The 14,544-nt window shown below is 43.8% G+C and carries 13 protein-coding genes and 9 tRNA genes; 15 read left to right on the plus strand and 7 right to left on the minus strand.

The features are described 5' to 3' along the window. Window positions 1-112: 112 nt before the first annotated feature. The 3 genes from IQ211_RS01420 to IQ211_RS01430 all read left to right on the plus strand — a co-directional run bounded on the left by IQ211_RS01420 (window position 113) and on the right by IQ211_RS01430 (window position 2,533). A complete protein-coding gene (locus IQ211_RS01420; protein ID WP_189760473.1) occupies window positions 113-1,309 on the plus strand; it encodes a NupC/NupG family nucleoside CNT transporter in 1,197 nt (398 codons plus the stop codon). Window positions 1,310-1,406: 97 nt separating this feature from the next. Next, on the plus strand, window positions 1,407-1,622 hold the full coding sequence (locus tag IQ211_RS01425; protein WP_189760475.1) for a DUF3820 family protein: 216 nt from the start codon (window positions 1,407-1,409) through the stop codon (window positions 1,620-1,622). A gap of 158 nt (window positions 1,623-1,780) precedes the next feature. Beyond that, on the plus strand, window positions 1,781-2,533 hold the full coding sequence (locus IQ211_RS01430) for an SDR family NAD(P)-dependent oxidoreductase (RefSeq protein WP_189760476.1): 753 nt from the start codon (window positions 1,781-1,783) through the stop codon (window positions 2,531-2,533). Between the two features lie 112 nt (window positions 2,534-2,645). On the opposite strand, the gene IQ211_RS01435 is transcribed toward IQ211_RS01430, so the two are convergent. The 3 genes from IQ211_RS01435 to gltX all read right to left on the minus strand — a co-directional run bounded on the left by IQ211_RS01435 (window position 2,646) and on the right by gltX (window position 4,481). Continuing rightward, a tRNA-Ala gene (locus IQ211_RS01435) sits at window positions 2,646-2,721 on the minus strand. 67 nt (window positions 2,722-2,788) lie between these two features. Further along, window positions 2,789-2,864: transfer RNA gene (locus tag IQ211_RS01440), tRNA-Ala, on the minus strand. A 201-nt stretch (window positions 2,865-3,065) separates the two neighbouring features. Beyond that, a complete protein-coding gene (gene gltX / locus IQ211_RS01445) occupies window positions 3,066-4,481 on the minus strand; it encodes a glutamate--tRNA ligase (protein ID WP_189761344.1) in 1,416 nt (471 codons plus the stop codon). Window positions 4,482-4,751: 270 nt separating this feature from the next. Here gltX and IQ211_RS01450 point away from each other — a divergent pair. The 7 genes from IQ211_RS01450 to IQ211_RS01480 all read left to right on the plus strand — a co-directional run bounded on the left by IQ211_RS01450 (window position 4,752) and on the right by IQ211_RS01480 (window position 5,490). Further along, window positions 4,752-4,827: transfer RNA gene (locus IQ211_RS01450), tRNA-Val, on the plus strand. Between the two features lie 34 nt (window positions 4,828-4,861). After that, window positions 4,862-4,937: transfer RNA gene (locus tag IQ211_RS01455), tRNA-Val, on the plus strand. Between the two features lie 45 nt (window positions 4,938-4,982). Then, window positions 4,983-5,058, plus strand: a tRNA-Val gene (locus tag IQ211_RS01460). A gap of 46 nt (window positions 5,059-5,104) precedes the next feature. Next, window positions 5,105-5,180, plus strand: a tRNA-Lys gene (locus IQ211_RS01465). Window positions 5,181-5,210: 30 nt separating this feature from the next. Next, window positions 5,211-5,286 (plus strand) — tRNA-Lys (locus tag IQ211_RS01470). Between the two features lie 30 nt (window positions 5,287-5,316). Further along, window positions 5,317-5,392: transfer RNA gene (locus IQ211_RS01475), tRNA-Lys, on the plus strand. Between the two features lie 22 nt (window positions 5,393-5,414). Next, a tRNA-Val gene (locus IQ211_RS01480) sits at window positions 5,415-5,490 on the plus strand. An 88-nt stretch (window positions 5,491-5,578) separates the two neighbouring features. On the opposite strand, the gene IQ211_RS01485 is transcribed toward IQ211_RS01480, so the two are convergent. The 4 genes from IQ211_RS01485 to IQ211_RS01500 form a co-directional block, all read right to left on the minus strand. After that, complete coding sequence (locus tag IQ211_RS01485; RefSeq protein WP_189758820.1) at window positions 5,579-6,223, minus strand: L-fuculose-phosphate aldolase; 645 nt, start codon at window positions 6,221-6,223, stop codon at window positions 5,579-5,581. A 27-nt stretch (window positions 6,224-6,250) separates the two neighbouring features. Beyond that, the gene (mtnA, locus tag IQ211_RS01490) at window positions 6,251-7,345 is read right to left on the minus strand and encodes an S-methyl-5-thioribose-1-phosphate isomerase (RefSeq protein ID WP_189758821.1); all 1,095 of its coding nucleotides are present in this window, start codon (window positions 7,343-7,345) and stop codon (window positions 6,251-6,253) included. Window positions 7,346-7,354: 9 nt separating this feature from the next. Then, on the minus strand, window positions 7,355-8,620 hold the full coding sequence (gene mtnK, locus IQ211_RS01495) for an S-methyl-5-thioribose kinase (RefSeq protein WP_189758822.1): 1,266 nt from the start codon (window positions 8,618-8,620) through the stop codon (window positions 7,355-7,357). Between the two features lie 298 nt (window positions 8,621-8,918). Continuing rightward, window positions 8,919-9,284: a YkgJ family cysteine cluster protein gene (locus IQ211_RS01500; protein WP_189758823.1), complete on the minus strand. Its 366-nt coding sequence runs from the start codon at window positions 9,282-9,284 to the stop codon at window positions 8,919-8,921. A gap of 680 nt (window positions 9,285-9,964) precedes the next feature. Here IQ211_RS01500 and IQ211_RS01505 point away from each other — a divergent pair. The 5 genes from IQ211_RS01505 to IQ211_RS01525 are packed head-to-tail and all read left to right on the plus strand — an operon-like array spanning window position 9,965 to window position 14,541. Beyond that, on the plus strand, window positions 9,965-11,248 hold the full coding sequence (locus IQ211_RS01505) for a D-tagatose-bisphosphate aldolase, class II, non-catalytic subunit (protein ID WP_189758824.1): 1,284 nt from the start codon (window positions 9,965-9,967) through the stop codon (window positions 11,246-11,248). Next, entirely contained in the window at window positions 11,245-12,402 is a 1,158-nt protein-coding gene (locus IQ211_RS01510; RefSeq protein WP_189758825.1) for an SIS domain-containing protein, read from the plus strand. Before IQ211_RS01505 ends, IQ211_RS01510 begins: the two co-directional genes overlap by 4 nt. Before the next feature lie 25 nt (window positions 12,403-12,427). After that, entirely contained in the window at window positions 12,428-12,910 is a 483-nt protein-coding gene (gene agaV / locus IQ211_RS01515; protein WP_189758826.1) for a PTS N-acetylgalactosamine transporter subunit IIB, read from the plus strand. Between the two features lie 10 nt (window positions 12,911-12,920). After that, entirely contained in the window at window positions 12,921-13,709 is a 789-nt protein-coding gene (gene agaW, locus IQ211_RS01520; RefSeq protein WP_189758827.1) for a PTS N-acetylgalactosamine transporter subunit IIC, read from the plus strand. Continuing rightward, window positions 13,699-14,541: a PTS system mannose/fructose/sorbose family transporter subunit IID gene (locus tag IQ211_RS01525; protein WP_189758828.1), complete on the plus strand. Its 843-nt coding sequence runs from the start codon at window positions 13,699-13,701 to the stop codon at window positions 14,539-14,541. Before agaW ends, IQ211_RS01525 begins: the two co-directional genes overlap by 11 nt. The last annotated feature ends 3 nt before the right edge of the window (window positions 14,542-14,544 follow it).

Raw genomic sequence — 14,544 nt, forward strand, 5'->3', positions numbered from 1 at the left:
TTTGTAGTCACTTGAATAGTAAATTAACGTGATAATCATCAAACTTTACTGTCATGTGTTGCATAAAATACAGATCTAAATTTGCACAGAATCGTGTTTGGAGCTCTTCTTTATGACTACGTCTCATATTTTACATTTTTTACTCGCTTTGGTCGTCATTGGCGGCCTGGCGGTTTTGGCGAGTAATAACCGGAAGGAAATTAAGATTCGTTATATTATTCAGTTGCTTATAATCGAACTCTTTCTGGCATGGTTCTTCCTGAATTCTAACGTGGGTTTGGGGATAGTTAAAGGATTTGACGATTTATTTGTCCATCTATTATCTTACGCTGCAAAAGGTACCAGCTTTGTTTTCAGTGGCATGATAGAAGCGAATCTGGCCTTTTTCTTCCTGAATGTATTGTGTCCTATCATTTTTATTTCCGCCCTGATTGGTATTTTGCAACACATCAAAGTGCTACCCATTATCATTCGTGTGATTGGTACTGTGCTGTCTAAAATTAACGGTATGGGTAAACTGGAATCATTTAATGCGGTGAGTTCATTGATTTTGGGGCAATCAGAGAATTTTATTGCTTATAAAAATGTGCTGGGCAAGATGTCTGAACGCCGGATGTATACGATGGCGGCGACGGCAATGTCTACCGTATCTATGGCTATTGTCGGTGCTTACATGACGATGCTGGATGCAAAATATGTGGTCGCGGCATTGATCCTCAATATGTTCAGCACTTTTATCATCTTATCTCTCATTAATCCTTATTCTGTTGAGAATGAAGAAGATATTCATATGAGCAACCTCCATGAGGGGCAAAGTTTCTTTGAAATGCTGGGCGATTATATTCTGGCGGGCTTCAAAGTTGCTTTGATTGTCACTGCGATGTTGATCGGTTTTATTGCCTTGATTGCAGGAGTTAACGCAATTTTCCATCTGGTCTTTGGTATTACTTTCCAGGAGTGTATGGGATATGTGTTTTATCCGTTTGCATGGATCATTGGTATTCCAAGTGATGAAGCGCTGAAAGTCGGCAGTATCATGGCAACCAAGTTGGTTTCCAACGAATTTGTGGCGATGCAGAGCTTGCAAGAGATGTCTGCTCAACTAAGTGAACATTCGAAAGGGATTCTGTCCGTATTTTTGGTTTCTTTCGCTAACTTTGGCTCCATTGGGATTATTTCTGGTGCGGTTAAAGGGCTGGATGAACAACAGGGTAATGCTGTTGCGCGCTTTGGCTTGAAATTATTGTTTGGTTCAACGCTGGTGAGTTTCCTGTCCGCAGCAATTACTGGGCTGATTTTGAGCATCTAATCTGTTTCATTGGGTTTGACAGAAGACAATAGAAAGTGGCGTTCTGGAGGCAGGCGCCACTTTTTTATACTCATAGTGAGGTAATGAGGTTGATATGATGAACAAAGAAAACTTGTTGGAAATAGCGAATACAGCGATGCCATTTGGTAAATATAAAGGGCGAATGTTGATTGACTTGCCGGAAGAGTATTTACTTTGGTTTGCGCGCAAAGGGGAGTTCCCACAGGGAAAACTGGGCGAGTTGATGGAGATAACGCTTGCAATAAAAATTGAAGGATTGGACTCTCTGGTAAAACCGTTGAAAGGCTCCTGATGGATAAAATTTTCTTGTTTATGATTATCAAATCAGTGACATAAATCGCTTAACCATTTTCCTGATAGCATTAATATTCTGCGTGATTAATTGAAATATTGGGTGGTTTCCAATCACATGAATCTATATGGAGAGCCACATCCATACGGAGGGTTATGATGAACTATTTTGACGGGAAAATTGCGATTGTTACAGGTGCGACAACGGGCGTTGGCGAGGGCATTGCAGAAGAATTATTCCAGCGCGGAGCGACGGTAATTATTACTGGGCGTCAATATTCCCGTGCTAAACAGACAGCAAAACAGCTTGATCCCACCGGGCAATATGTGATCCCAATGGAAACAGATATCAGGGATCATCTTTCAGTCAAGGCATTGATTGACAACACAGTGAAGCAATTTGGTGGATTGCATATGTTGGTCAATAATGCGGGTATTACCGGCCCGCAGGGTGTCAATATTTGTGATTATTCCATTGATGACTGGAATGATGTGATTAATACCGATCTCAGCGGAACATTTTTCGGCTTGAAATATGGTATTCCGGCTATCATTCACAGTGGAGGAGGAGCTATTGTTAACCTTTCTTCCTCTAATGGGATTGTAGGCATTCCTGGTATTGCACCTTATACAACGGCTAAACATGGTGTGCTTGGTTTAACGCGTTCGGCTGCCCTGGAGTTTGCAGATAAAGGTGTTCGCATCAATGCAGTTGGACCAGGTTATGTTGATACTCCGTATATGCAAACCCTGCCAACAGACATCAGGGAGTGGATGGCAAATAGTCACCCAATGAAACGCATGGCAACCAGAGAAGAAGTGGCAAAAACGGTAGCATTTCTATTGTCTGACGAAAGCTCATTTACGACTGGCGCATTTTACGCGATTGATGGGGGCTATACGGCGCAATAGGGTAAATACAATAAGTGATGACAGTTACACCAATTTTTTAATAATTGACTAGCTAATACAGACAGATAGAAAAAACCCCTGAAAACGCAAGTTTTCAGGGGTTTCAGAATTTTGGTGGAGCTAAGCGGGATCGAACCGCTGACCTCTTGCATGCCATGCAAGCGCTCTCCCAGCTGAGCTATAGCCCCACGAATGTGGTTCGGACTTTGAATGCCAGATACTGTTTATCTCTGATGAGTAAATAAGATAAGTATTTGGTGGAGCTAAGCGGGATCGAACCGCTGACCTCTTGCATGCCATGCAAGCGCTCTCCCAGCTGAGCTATAGCCCCAAATCAAAATCCTGTAGAACGGGGCGAATCATATGAAAACCGGAGAATTCTGTCAATGAATTCATTAATATTCCCCGTGTAAACGCTGAAAAAGCCATCAATGACCCATTGGGAGGGCAAAAATAAAGGCACTGCAATAATTGAGTGCCTTTCATTTCATTATTCACGCCACATTATGACGTAACATCGATAAATGACGATTTATTGCGCTTCACGCTGAGCAATATAAGCCAGGGCTTTATCAATACGAGATAATGAACGAGCTTGGTTAATAGCATGGATCGTTACATCAACACTTGGAGACTGGCCCACACCTGTTACCGCAACACGCAGTGGCATACCTACCTTACCCATCCCAACTTCCAGTTCGTCAGCCGTCGCTTGAATGGCGTGATGGATATTTTCAGGTGTCCATTCAGTAATGGCTGCCAGTTTCGCACGGGCAACTTCTAATGGCTGGCGAGCAACAGGACGCAGATGTTTTTTCGCCGCATCTGCATCAAATTCGGCAAATTCTTCATAGAAATAACGGCAAGACTCAGCCATTTCTTTCAGCGTCTTGCAGCGTTCACCTAACAGTTTGATCAAATCAACCAGTTCTGGCCCCGTGCGAGTATCAAGACCTTGTTGTTCAATATGCCATGCTAAATGTACAGCAACTTTTTCCGCTGGCAGGGTATTAATATAATGATGGTTCAGCCATTGCAGTTTTTCTGTATTGAATGCACTGGCAGATTTGCTGATGGCATCGAGACTAAACAGCTCAGTCATTTCTTCAACGCTGAAAATCTCCTGATCGCCATGTGACCAACCCAGACGAACCAGATAGTTCAACAGTGCTTCTGGCAGATAACCATCATCACGGTATTGCATTACGCTGACTGCCCCGTGGCGCTTGGACAGTTTTTTACCATCGTCGCCGAGGATCATCGAAACATGGGCATATTCTGGGACAGGTGCCCCAAGTGCTTTTAGTATATTGATCTGACGTGGGGTATTGTTGATATGGTCTTCACCACGAATAACATGGGTGATTTCCATATCCCAATCATCAATGACCACACAGAAGTTATAAGTTGGTGAACCGTCGGTACGGCGGATGATCAAATCGTCCAGCTCTTGGTTACTGAATTCAATCGGGCCACGGATACTGTCGTTAAAAACGACAGAACCTTCTTGTGGGTTGCGGAAACGCACAACATGTGGCTCATCATGACTATGCTGGCACTCGCTATCACGGCATTTCCCGTCATAACGTGGTTTTTCACCATTAGCCATCTGAGTTTCACGCAATTGTTCCAAACGCTCTTTAGAGCAATAGCAGCGGTAAGCTGTACCTTGCTCTAACATTTCATCAATAACCTGGTTGTAACGGTCGAAACGTTTGGTCTGATAATAAGGACCTTCATCCCAATTCAGATTTAACCAGTTCATCCCGTCCATAATTGCATCGATGGCATCTTGGGTAGAACGTTCCAGATCAGTATCTTCGATGCGAAGAACGAATTCACCTTGATTGTGGCGACTGTATAACCAGGAATAAAGAGCAGTACGCGCACCACCAACATGCAGATAGCCAGTAGGACTTGGTGCAAAACGGGTTTTAATTTTACTCATCAGGAATTGCCTTAATTACGTTTCTCTTTATTAGAGAGCGTGTTGGATGATTGAAGTAACAACAGTGGGAGTTATTTTATCACTGCACTTCAATTCCTCAATGGCGTTAACGGCAGGTTATTAAGAAAAGCTAAAATAACGTGTCTAAATGATACCATATCGTGATTATAATTGTTTCATTCTGTTTAATTTTACGACGAACGATTGTTTTAGTGATAAAAAGCGTTGACTCACTTCGAACTATCCCTATAATGCGACTCCATCACGACGGGGCGATTAGCTCAGTTGGTAGAGCATCTCCCTTACAAGGAGGGGGTCATCAGTTCGAATCTGGTATCGCCCACCATATTTCTCGTAGTGATAAAAATGATTTTATGATTGGGCGATTAGCTCAGTTGGTAGAGCATCTCCCTTACAAGGAGGGGGTCATCAGTTCGAATCTGGTATCGCCCACCAATCATAAATCAGTGGTATTGATGTCGGTAATAGTCATCGTGAAGTGGGCGATTAGCTCAGTTGGTAGAGCACCTCCCTTACAAGGAGGGGGTCATCAGTTCGAATCTGGTATCGCCCACCACTTCATCGGGTTGTTTCGTCTCCAGTATCACATTGATATTTAGAATGGGTCGTTAGCTCAGTCGGTAGAGCAGTTGACTTTTAATCAATTGGTCGCAGGTTCGAATCCTGCACGACCCACCATTTAAATATCAAAATCAAAATTATCTAATTGGGTCGTTAGCTCAGTCGGTAGAGCAGTTGACTTTTAATCAATTGGTCGCAGGTTCGAATCCTGCACGACCCACCATTTAGATATCAAAATCAGAATTACCTAATTGGGTCGTTAGCTCAGTCGGTAGAGCAGTTGACTTTTAATCAATTGGTCGCAGGTTCGAATCCTGCACGACCCACCATTTAGGTATCAAGATATGAAGTGGGCGATTAGCTCAGTTGGTAGAGCATCTCCCTTACAAGGAGGGGGTCATCAGTTCGAATCTGGTATCGCCCACCACTTCATGCCATCATTTCTTATCAGTCACTTGTTTACCTTAAAGTCATATCCCCTTGATATTTTTTCTCTAATATACAGAATATTGCCGTTATTTTACCTTTAGTCCATAACTTTTAAATTTCTTCAGCACTTGCTGCATTTCTGCCGGAGAAAGTATTGGAACGGTTTCCATAATTGGCAGCACTTTTAAATAGAGTTGTGCCAATATCTCAATTTCATTGGCCAACCATAGTGCTTTTTCCAGATTAACTTCCATTGCAATCATGCCATGATGCTGCATCAATAATGCCTTACTGTATGCGATCCCCTTTTTTACATTATCAGCTAATTCAGTCGTGCCAAAAGTGGCATAGGGAATACAAGGAACGTGATCAGTGCCAGTCACGGCAACCATATAGTGGATAGCGGGGATAGCATGATTGAGAATAGAGACTGCGGTGGCATTAACAGCATGGTTATGTACAACGGCGTTGAGATTAGCACGTGCTTGATAGCAAGAGAGATGAAAATGCCATTCGCTTGAAGGCACCTTATCGGCTTCAAATTCCCCCTGATTACTGATAAATACGATTTGATCAGCCGTTAGCTTTTCATAAGCTATGCCACTGGGGGTAATCAGGAAACCATCTTGATAACGGGCACTGATATTGCCTGATGTCCCTTGGTTTAATCCAAGCGCGTTCATTTTGAGACAAGTTTCAATAATCTCTTGGGCAATTTGTTCTTTATTCATCATTTTTCCCTTGTATGATAATGACGGTTACCCACACAGATCAGGGAAAAGCGCCCGTAATCCTTCCGCACTGGCATCACAAATCCCACGTTCAGTAATCAATCCGGTGATAAGTTCAGCAGGTGTAACATCAAAAGCATAGTTTTCGCAAGAGGTTCCATGTGGCGCTGTGTTGACCCAGCTTCGTACACCTTCAGGTGTGATGCCATATACGTGGGATTGTTCTTCACCTGAACGTTGCTCAATGGGAATTTCTTTGACACCATCCCAGACTGTAAAATCCAGTGTAGGAGATGGCAGGGCCACGTAAAAAGGCACCTGATTGGCTTTGGCTGCTAATGCTTTGAGGTAAGTACCAATTTTGTTGCACACATCGCCCCTGGCTGTTGTCCGGTCTGTGCCAACAATACAGAGATCCACTTTGCCATGTTGCATCAAGTGCCCGCCGGCGTTATCAGCAACTAAAGTATGTGGTACACCATGTGAACCCAATTCGAAAGCAGTTAACCCTCCTTGATTACGTGGGCGGGTTTCATCAACCCAGACATGAACTTTAATTCCGGCATCATGTGCCATATAAATAGGCGCCAGAGCAGTTCCCCAATCTACCGTCGCAAGCCAGCCGGCATTGCAGTGAGTCAAAATATTGACCGTTTCGCCTGTTGGTTTGGTTTCGGCAATATTCTGGATTATTTTTAGTCCGTACTCACCAATTTTGCGACAGAGTTCCACATCTTCATCTGCAATTTCATTGGCAATACGATAAGCCGCTGCTTCACGATGTGCCTGTTCGAGATTTTCTAGCGCGCGATAAGTTCGATTCAACGCCCACTTTAAATTGATCGCAGTAGGACGGGTTTTCACTAAAACATTGTAAGCCTGTTGCAGATTTTCATCGCTACTTTCTTGATGCATTGCCAAAGCCATACCATATGCAGCGACGGCACCAATCAAAGGCGCTCCCCGTACCCACATGTCTTTGATGGCTGTTGCGGCGTCTTGCATTGTGCGTAGTTGAATAGTCTGTATTTCAAAAGGGAGTTTGGTTTGGTCGAAAATTTCGACGGTATAACGATCGTCAGCAAGCCAAACAGAACGATAATGAATACCATTAATTTTCATATCAACCTCTTAACACTGTGCGATATAACGCCTGATTAGCGAAAAAGTGGGATAATTTTCTCGATTGACAACCAATTCTCGTGCCAGTTTTAGTGCTCGTTTTTCACAGACAGCGCGCTGGTTTTGATCTTCAATTTGTTTAAAATCGGCAACACCAGCAAACCCAACAATACGCCGATTAATTTCTAAGCCAGCATAGGCGAGCGTGTCTTTAAATAGGGTAGATAGAAATTCATCTTGCACTGTTTTTAAGAAGGAAGCATCGAATGTACCTTGTTGATAAAGTACGACAGGATAGGCATCCCCAATGTCTTTTTCATGCCATAATTGGCGAAAATGACGTTCAAACACTGACCAGGTCGTTTCTATTTGCCCTAAAAGCCATGTTTGGTAATCAACGCATTGCGCATTATTTTCCCGCAGGGCGGGTTGGGCGAAATAAGCCATCAATAAATTACCGATGTAGTTACCGATATCAAATGCCATTGGTCCCATAAAACTAAATTCTGGATCAATAACTTTGGTGGAATTTGGTGTCACCATGATTGAACCGGAATGGAGATCGCCATGCAGCAACGCTTGTGCTTGCGTCATGAATTGATACTTATACTGCATAGCGGCTTGAATAAGTGCGCGATCTTGCCAAATGGCATAGATCTCGTCGTCAAGTTGAGGAGCAGTCCAGTTATTTCTTTCTGCGTTAAAATAAGGCTCAGTAAAAATCAGATCTTCAGTGATTTTACAAAGTTCATGATTCTTAGCGAAGCGAGCAGTAAGATCTTTTTTATCTTTAGCAGCCATGCCGATATCGGAAGTATGGAACAGCGTATTCGCAAGGAAAATGCCAATATCTTCGGCGAGATGGGGTAACTTTTCTCCGGCAATAAGGCGATTGCGTAGGATGATATGCTGAGGTAAATACTCCATGACAAAGAGAGACATTTTCTCATCATAAAAATAGACATCAGGAACATATTCTTTGGCGACTTTTTTTTCTTCAATCAAGGCATGATATTCAAAATGCGCACGAACAAGGGAAAGCGGCCATGATTCACCCGCAGCCCGTACGTAAGGCAGAGCCTGTTTGACGACAATCGTTTTTTCTTTTCCAGAGACGATAAAGACTAAATTAAGATTTCCATCACCCACTTCTTGGATTTGCCAGGTTTCAGGGGAACCGCCTGGTGAAATAGTTGTTGGCAAATTTTTAGCGAGATAATGTGATAAAGATTCGCAAGTTTGTGGAATATACCCTGTAGGAAGATAAGCAGACATTATTTTTCATCCTGATAATTTCATGAAAGAAAGTTCATATACCAATCTAATTTCAAGATGCGTGTGATTTCTCCCCGCGAAGCGGGGAAAAATCAGGTTTCATATCGTGTTGTAAATTGCAACTTGAAGTTTAATGCGTATAAACTGCACAGCGATAACTCATTCTGCTGTAATGAAATTTACATTTGTTAACTATAGATAGGCAAAAGTAAAGTGTCTGTGATGGGACTAACGAATTCCTCTTGAATGAAATATTCTGTTTTTTATTCGACTAATATCAAACGAGTATCAATGATGTTTAAGGTTTTGGCAGAGGGGGCAGACCATAAGCAGCTCTGGCACGATCACAACTTTCATTATAATCTTCCGTTTCCCAGGCTTGAGGAAATTCTCTGCAAGGAGAGGGCCTTTTATCATAGATAGAACAGGAAACTGATGTACCAATTTCACCACATAAATTGGTACATCGAGGGTGGGGTTCATTGGTGCCTTTCATACAGCGCATAAAATCATTTAATTTTTCGGTCATAGAGACGGGAACTGTGCCGCCACCATCCTCAGCTTCTGCCCAATAAAATGAAACACGAAAATATGCACAGCAAGCACCGCAACTAATACAGGGATTGTCTTGTAACTTAGATTGAGAAATTAATGTTTTACTCATACCAGATGTCACTATCTGATGTTTAAACTCATACTTAGGTCAAATAACCTTTCCTCAAAAAGCCTGTTTTCCAATGGAAATCAAGCCCTCTTAAAAATAAATTATGTTGCCAAACTATACCTATTTTCAAGATAAATTTATATACCAATCGCCTTTCAATATGTGTCTTATTATCTCCCTCGCTACGCGGGGAGATATAAACAATCACATTGATTTGCAAGCTGCAATTTGAAGTTGGATTGGTATATATAGTCAAGATTAAAGGCTATTTGATCTACAAAATCAATGCAGTGATTGATTTTAAATTTATTCGCGATGCCGTTGCTGTAAAAAATATTAAAGTTTGCGGGTTGTTTAATTCCTTTAATTACAGTTCTTGACTGCTTTTAAGTAGAAGAACGAATAAGCTGAATGACAGATCATGCTGTCGATTTGAATGAAAATGAAATATTTTCGAAGTGGTTTTTCTCTAAAAATGAACTTTAATAAGGATCACATTTTCGATTGTTCCACTCTGCTGTAATTGTTTCTTGATATGGGCAGTTTGATCTTGACGCTGGGATTACCATTAGGCACTGATTGTTTTTGGTGCCGACGTCATTGTGGTTGATGAATAAGAAATATCTATTTTAATTAAAAACGTAAGGTTTTTAAACATATCTGAATAGTCTGGAGATACTATGCAGCCATTATTGCAGTTGATCCACCGCCATAAATCAGGCGAGAACGTTGGGGTTTACTCTGTTTGCTCGGCACATCCCTGGGTGCTGGAAAGTGCTATTCGTTTTGCCAAAGAGAGAGACTCTTCGGTACTTATTGAGGCAACTTCTAATCAGGTTAATCAGTTCGGTGGATATACCGGAATGCAACCGACAGATTTCCGCGCAATGGTCTGGAACATTGCTGACAAAATAGGGCTTCCTCGCGAAAAAGTCTGGCTTGGTGGTGATCATCTGGGGCCTAATGCATGGCAAAACCGTAGCGCACAAGAGGCGATGCAGCTCTCTGAAACACTGATTTACGATTATGTTGCGGCAGGTTTCAGGAAAATTCATCTCGATTGTTCAATGTCCTGTGCCGATGATCCGGTGCCGCTCTGTGATGAAATCGTAGCATCTCGTGCAGCGAGGCTGTGTCAGGTTGCTGAGCGCAGTTGGAAAGCGCACGGCGGTGAACGCCCTGTTTATGTGATTGGCACTGAAGTTCCTGTTCCGGGAGGTGCTAAAGCGTCAATGGCAGGGATGCAGATCACTTCGCCTCTGGCTGCAGAAACGACGCTGAAAATTCATCAACACGCATGGCAGGAACATGGTTTAGCGGATGTCTGGCCGCGGGTTATTGGCCTTGTGGTTCAGCCAGGCGTCGAATTTGATCATCATAATGTTGAACATTACAAGTCAGCGAAAGCACAAACACTCAGCCAGTTTATCGAGACAGTCCCCCATTTGGTTTATGAGGCGCATTCTACGGATTACCAAACTCCGCGTGCTTACCGTGAATTGGTGCGTGACCATTTTGCCATCCTAAAAGTGGGGCCTGCACTGACGTTTGCCCTGCGCGAGGGGTTGTTTGCTCTCGATAAGCTAGATCGTGAATGGAATGGTGAGCTGAATGCGGCTCACCTGCACAGTACGCTGGAGCAAATCATGCATGAGCAGCCTCAGCACTGGCATCCTTATTACCAAGGCAATGCACATCAGCAATATATCGACCGCCAATACAGTTTTAGTGACCGCATTCGTTATTACTGGGCAGATCCAAAGGCAGAAGCGGCAGTCAATAAGCTGTTGGATAACCTGCGTAATAACCCAATACCTCTGTCGATGTTAAGTCAATACCTGCCTGAGCAGGCTGAAGCAGTAAAAGCAGGGCGGCTGGAACAGGATCCGAAAGTGTGGGTGATGGATAAAGTGAGAACCGTTTTACTTCAGTACGCACTCGCGTGTGAAGGAGCTGTCGCATGAAGACGATACTGTCATATTCACAGTCATGGCTAGAAGAACACGATGCGCTGTTTACCGCAGAGGAAATAGCCCATCAACCCCGTTTATGGCGTGAACTCTATCGTGAATTGGAGTCCAGTGCGGCACAGTGGCAGCCTTTTTTGTCTTCATTGTTAGCTAAGCCTGATCTACAGATTATCCTCTGTGGTGCCGGTTCTTCCGCTTTTGTCGGTAAAGCGATGGCTCCGTGGTTACGTGAACATTGCGGGTTGGATGTTTGCGCCTATGCATCGACAGATATTCTGCCGACACCGTGGCAGTATCTTGAAAAACAGCGTCCGACCTTACTAGTCTCCTATGCACGTTCTGGTAACAGTCCGGAAAGTGTTGGTGTAATTGCGCTGGCAGATCAACTGGCAGGTGATGTTTATCACTTGATACTTACCTGTAATCCTGATGGCGCGCTTGCCCATTATGTCAAGGAGAAGCGGGCTGAGGGTAAGAACAATGTCTGTTCGCTGATTATGCCTAAAGGTTCCCATGATCGTAGTTTTGCAATGACATCCAGCTTCAGCTGCATGACATTGGCGACATTGCTACTGCTTGGCAAACTGGATTTTGCACGGGCAGATAAGTCAGTCGAAAAGATGGCCACTCTCTGTGAAAAGTGTTTTTCAGAATGGTTGCCGCAGATTCAGAAAGTATCACAGTCCGATTTCAACAGAATGGTAGCGTTGGGTTCCGGCTGTTTTACCGGTATCGCGGAAGAAGGTGCCCTGAAGATGCTTGAACTGACCGCCGGGAAAGTAGCAACCCGTTTTGATTCTACACTTGGCGTACGTCATGGTCCTAAATTTATGATCGATGAAACTACCTTAGTTGTCGTGATGCTGTCGGCTGAAGCGTATTGCCGCCGCTATGATATCGATCTGCTCAATGAACTGAAACATGATGAACTAGCAAAACAGATTATTCCGCTTAGTAGCCTGCCATTGTTGGGAGCTGTTGAACTGAATAGTGAGCTCTCTGATGTCTGGTTAATGTTCCCGTATCTTATCTTTTTCCAGTTGTTGGCATTCAATACCTCGCTGTCACATCGCTTATCGCCCGATAATCCTTGCCCAACAGGGGAAGTAAATCGGGTTGTACAAGGTGTCCAGCTATACCCTTATTAACAACAAAATAATAACAGGAGTGAGTATGTCTACCCCAAACATATTGATGACCCGAATCGATAACCGTCTGATTCATGGTCAGGTTGGCGTGACCTGGACAAATTCACTGGGCGCGAATTTGGTTGTGGTGGCAAATGATGAAGCATCAGCCGACCCTGTTGCGCAATCTTTAATGGATATGGTGGTTTCTGACGATGTGCAGACCCGCTATTTCACATTGCAGAAAACAATCGATGTCATCCACAAGGCGGCGGACAGGCAGAAAATTTTTATTGTCTGCAAAACACCTCAGGATGTGCTTACTCTGGTTAAAGGAGGTGTTCCTATTAAATTTGTCAATGTCGGAAATATGCATTTCTCGGAAGGAAAAAAACAGATCCACAAAACAGTTTCTGTTGATGATGCTGATATCAATGCATTCCGTGAGTTGGATAAATTGGGAATCACTTGTGAAATCCGTCGGGTGCCGGATGAAGCAGGTGAATCTGTCTCTAAGCTGATTAGCTGAGGAGGTCAGTATGCTTACTAGCGCACTACTTATCGCTTTACTGGCAGGGATAGCTGGTGTTGATTTGTTCAACGGACTGACTCATATTCACCGTCCCATCGTGATCGGCCCTTTGGTTGGACTGATTTTAGGGGATGTACAGACGGGTTTGCTGGTTGGCGGAACGCTGGAACTGGTCTGGATGGGGATGGTGCCACTGGCCGGAGCACAGCCACCTAATGTGGTTATCGGTGGGGTGATTGGAACAACGTTTGCGATCATGGCACATACCGATCCGAAAGTGGCGATAGGGATAGCTGTGCCATTTTCGATAGCCGTACAGGGTTGCATCACACTGTTGTTTACTATCTATTCACCGATGATGCACAAGTGCGATGAAATGGTGAAAAAACTAAACTGGCGTGGTGTTGAATGGGTTAACTACTTCGGTATGCTCATTCTGTTTTTGTTCTACTTTATTGTGGCTTTCCTGCCTATCTATTTCGGTGCAGATGCGGCGAGTGCCATAGTCAGAAAAGCGCCACAATGGTTGCTTGATGGCCTTGCGGTCGCAGGGGGAATGATGCCTGCGATTGGTTTCTCATTACTGATGAAACTCATGATGAAAAAAACCTATGTGGCCTACTTCATGCTAGGTTTTATTTCCGTAACTTTCCTGAACATGCCGATTATTGCAGTCGCACTCTGCGCATTCGCAATCGCACTGATTGATTTCTTTAATCGTACCCGTAACGACAGCAACGACGATCAGGGTGCTGGTTCTCAGACTACCGCACAGGAGATGAACGATGGCATTTAACATGGAAACCAGTCAGGTTGATCGGGACGACTATATTGATAGTGATCCTGCTCCCGAACTGACAAACCGCGATATTAACGTAATGGCGCTGCGCTCACTATTATTGCAAGCATCGTTTAACTATGAACGTATGCAGGCAGGAGGTTGGTTATATACCCTGATACCAGCACTGCGCAAGATCCATAAAAATCCACAGGATTTATCCAACTCCATGAAAATGCATATGGAGTTTATCAATGTTCATCCCTTTGACGTCACTTTTCTGTCTGGGCTTGTACTGGCGATGGAAAAGAGCAAAGAGAAGGTATCTACTATCCGTGCTGTGAAAGTTGCATTAATGGGACCTTTAGGCGGGATCGGTGATGCTCTATTCTGGTTGACTCTACTACCTATTTGCGCCGGCATTGGGGCATCTTTGGCACTTCAGGGCAGTTTATTCGGACCGATTATTTTTCTGCTAATGTTTAATATTGTGCACTTTGCCCTGCGTTTCGGGCTGGCGCATTACGGCTATCAGGCCGGTACCAAAGCGATTGCCATGCTGAAAACGCACACCAGAAACATCTCTCATGCGGCTTCAATTGTCGGTATGACAGTGATAGGCGCGCTGGTCGCTTCTTATGTTCATCTTTCCACTCCGTTAGTCATGAAGGCTGGTGAGGCGAAGGTTGCTCTACAGACGGATGTACTGGATAAACTGATGCCTAATCTGCTGCCTCTGGCTTTTACTCTACTGGTGTACTGGCTGATGAAGAAGGGAAGCTCACCGGTGAAACTGATTGGTATCACAGTGGTGTTCGGGGTTGTCGGTAAATTAGTTGGTTTTCTATAAGGG

Origin of the sequence: Xenorhabdus griffiniae, from assembly GCF_015163655.1 — a bacterium.
In the GTDB taxonomy this organism is placed as follows: Bacteria; Pseudomonadota; Gammaproteobacteria; order Enterobacterales; family Enterobacteriaceae; genus Xenorhabdus; species Xenorhabdus griffiniae.

Bases quoted from the DNA above. Each gene is read 5' to 3' on its own strand.
- IQ211_RS01505 (WP_189758824.1), top strand. From the start codon at position 9,965: ATGCAGCCATTATTGCAGTTGATCCACCGCCATAAATCAGGCGAGAAC.
- agaV (WP_189758826.1), top strand. From the start codon at position 12,428: ATGTCTACCCCAAACATATTGATGACCCGAATCGATAACCGTCTGATT.
- gltX (WP_189761344.1), bottom strand. From the start codon at position 4,481: ATGAGTAAAATTAAAACCCGTTTTGCACCAAGTCCTACTGGCTATCTG.
- IQ211_RS01430 (WP_189760476.1), top strand. From the start codon at position 1,781: ATGAACTATTTTGACGGGAAAATTGCGATTGTTACAGGTGCGACAACG.
- mtnA (WP_189758821.1), bottom strand. From the start codon at position 7,345: ATGAAAATTAATGGTATTCATTATCGTTCTGTTTGGCTTGCTGACGAT.
- IQ211_RS01525 (WP_189758828.1), top strand. From the start codon at position 13,699: ATGGCATTTAACATGGAAACCAGTCAGGTTGATCGGGACGACTATATT.
- mtnK (WP_189758822.1), bottom strand. From the start codon at position 8,620: ATGTCTGCTTATCTTCCTACAGGGTATATTCCACAAACTTGCGAATCT.
- IQ211_RS01425 (WP_189760475.1), top strand. From the start codon at position 1,407: ATGAACAAAGAAAACTTGTTGGAAATAGCGAATACAGCGATGCCATTT.
- IQ211_RS01510 (WP_189758825.1), top strand. From the start codon at position 11,245: ATGAAGACGATACTGTCATATTCACAGTCATGGCTAGAAGAACACGAT.
- IQ211_RS01500 (WP_189758823.1), bottom strand. From the start codon at position 9,284: ATGAGTAAAACATTAATTTCTCAATCTAAGTTACAAGACAATCCCTGT.
- agaW (WP_189758827.1), top strand. From the start codon at position 12,921: ATGCTTACTAGCGCACTACTTATCGCTTTACTGGCAGGGATAGCTGGT.
- IQ211_RS01420 (WP_189760473.1), top strand. From the start codon at position 113: ATGACTACGTCTCATATTTTACATTTTTTACTCGCTTTGGTCGTCATT.
- IQ211_RS01485 (WP_189758820.1), bottom strand. From the start codon at position 6,223: ATGAATAAAGAACAAATTGCCCAAGAGATTATTGAAACTTGTCTCAAA.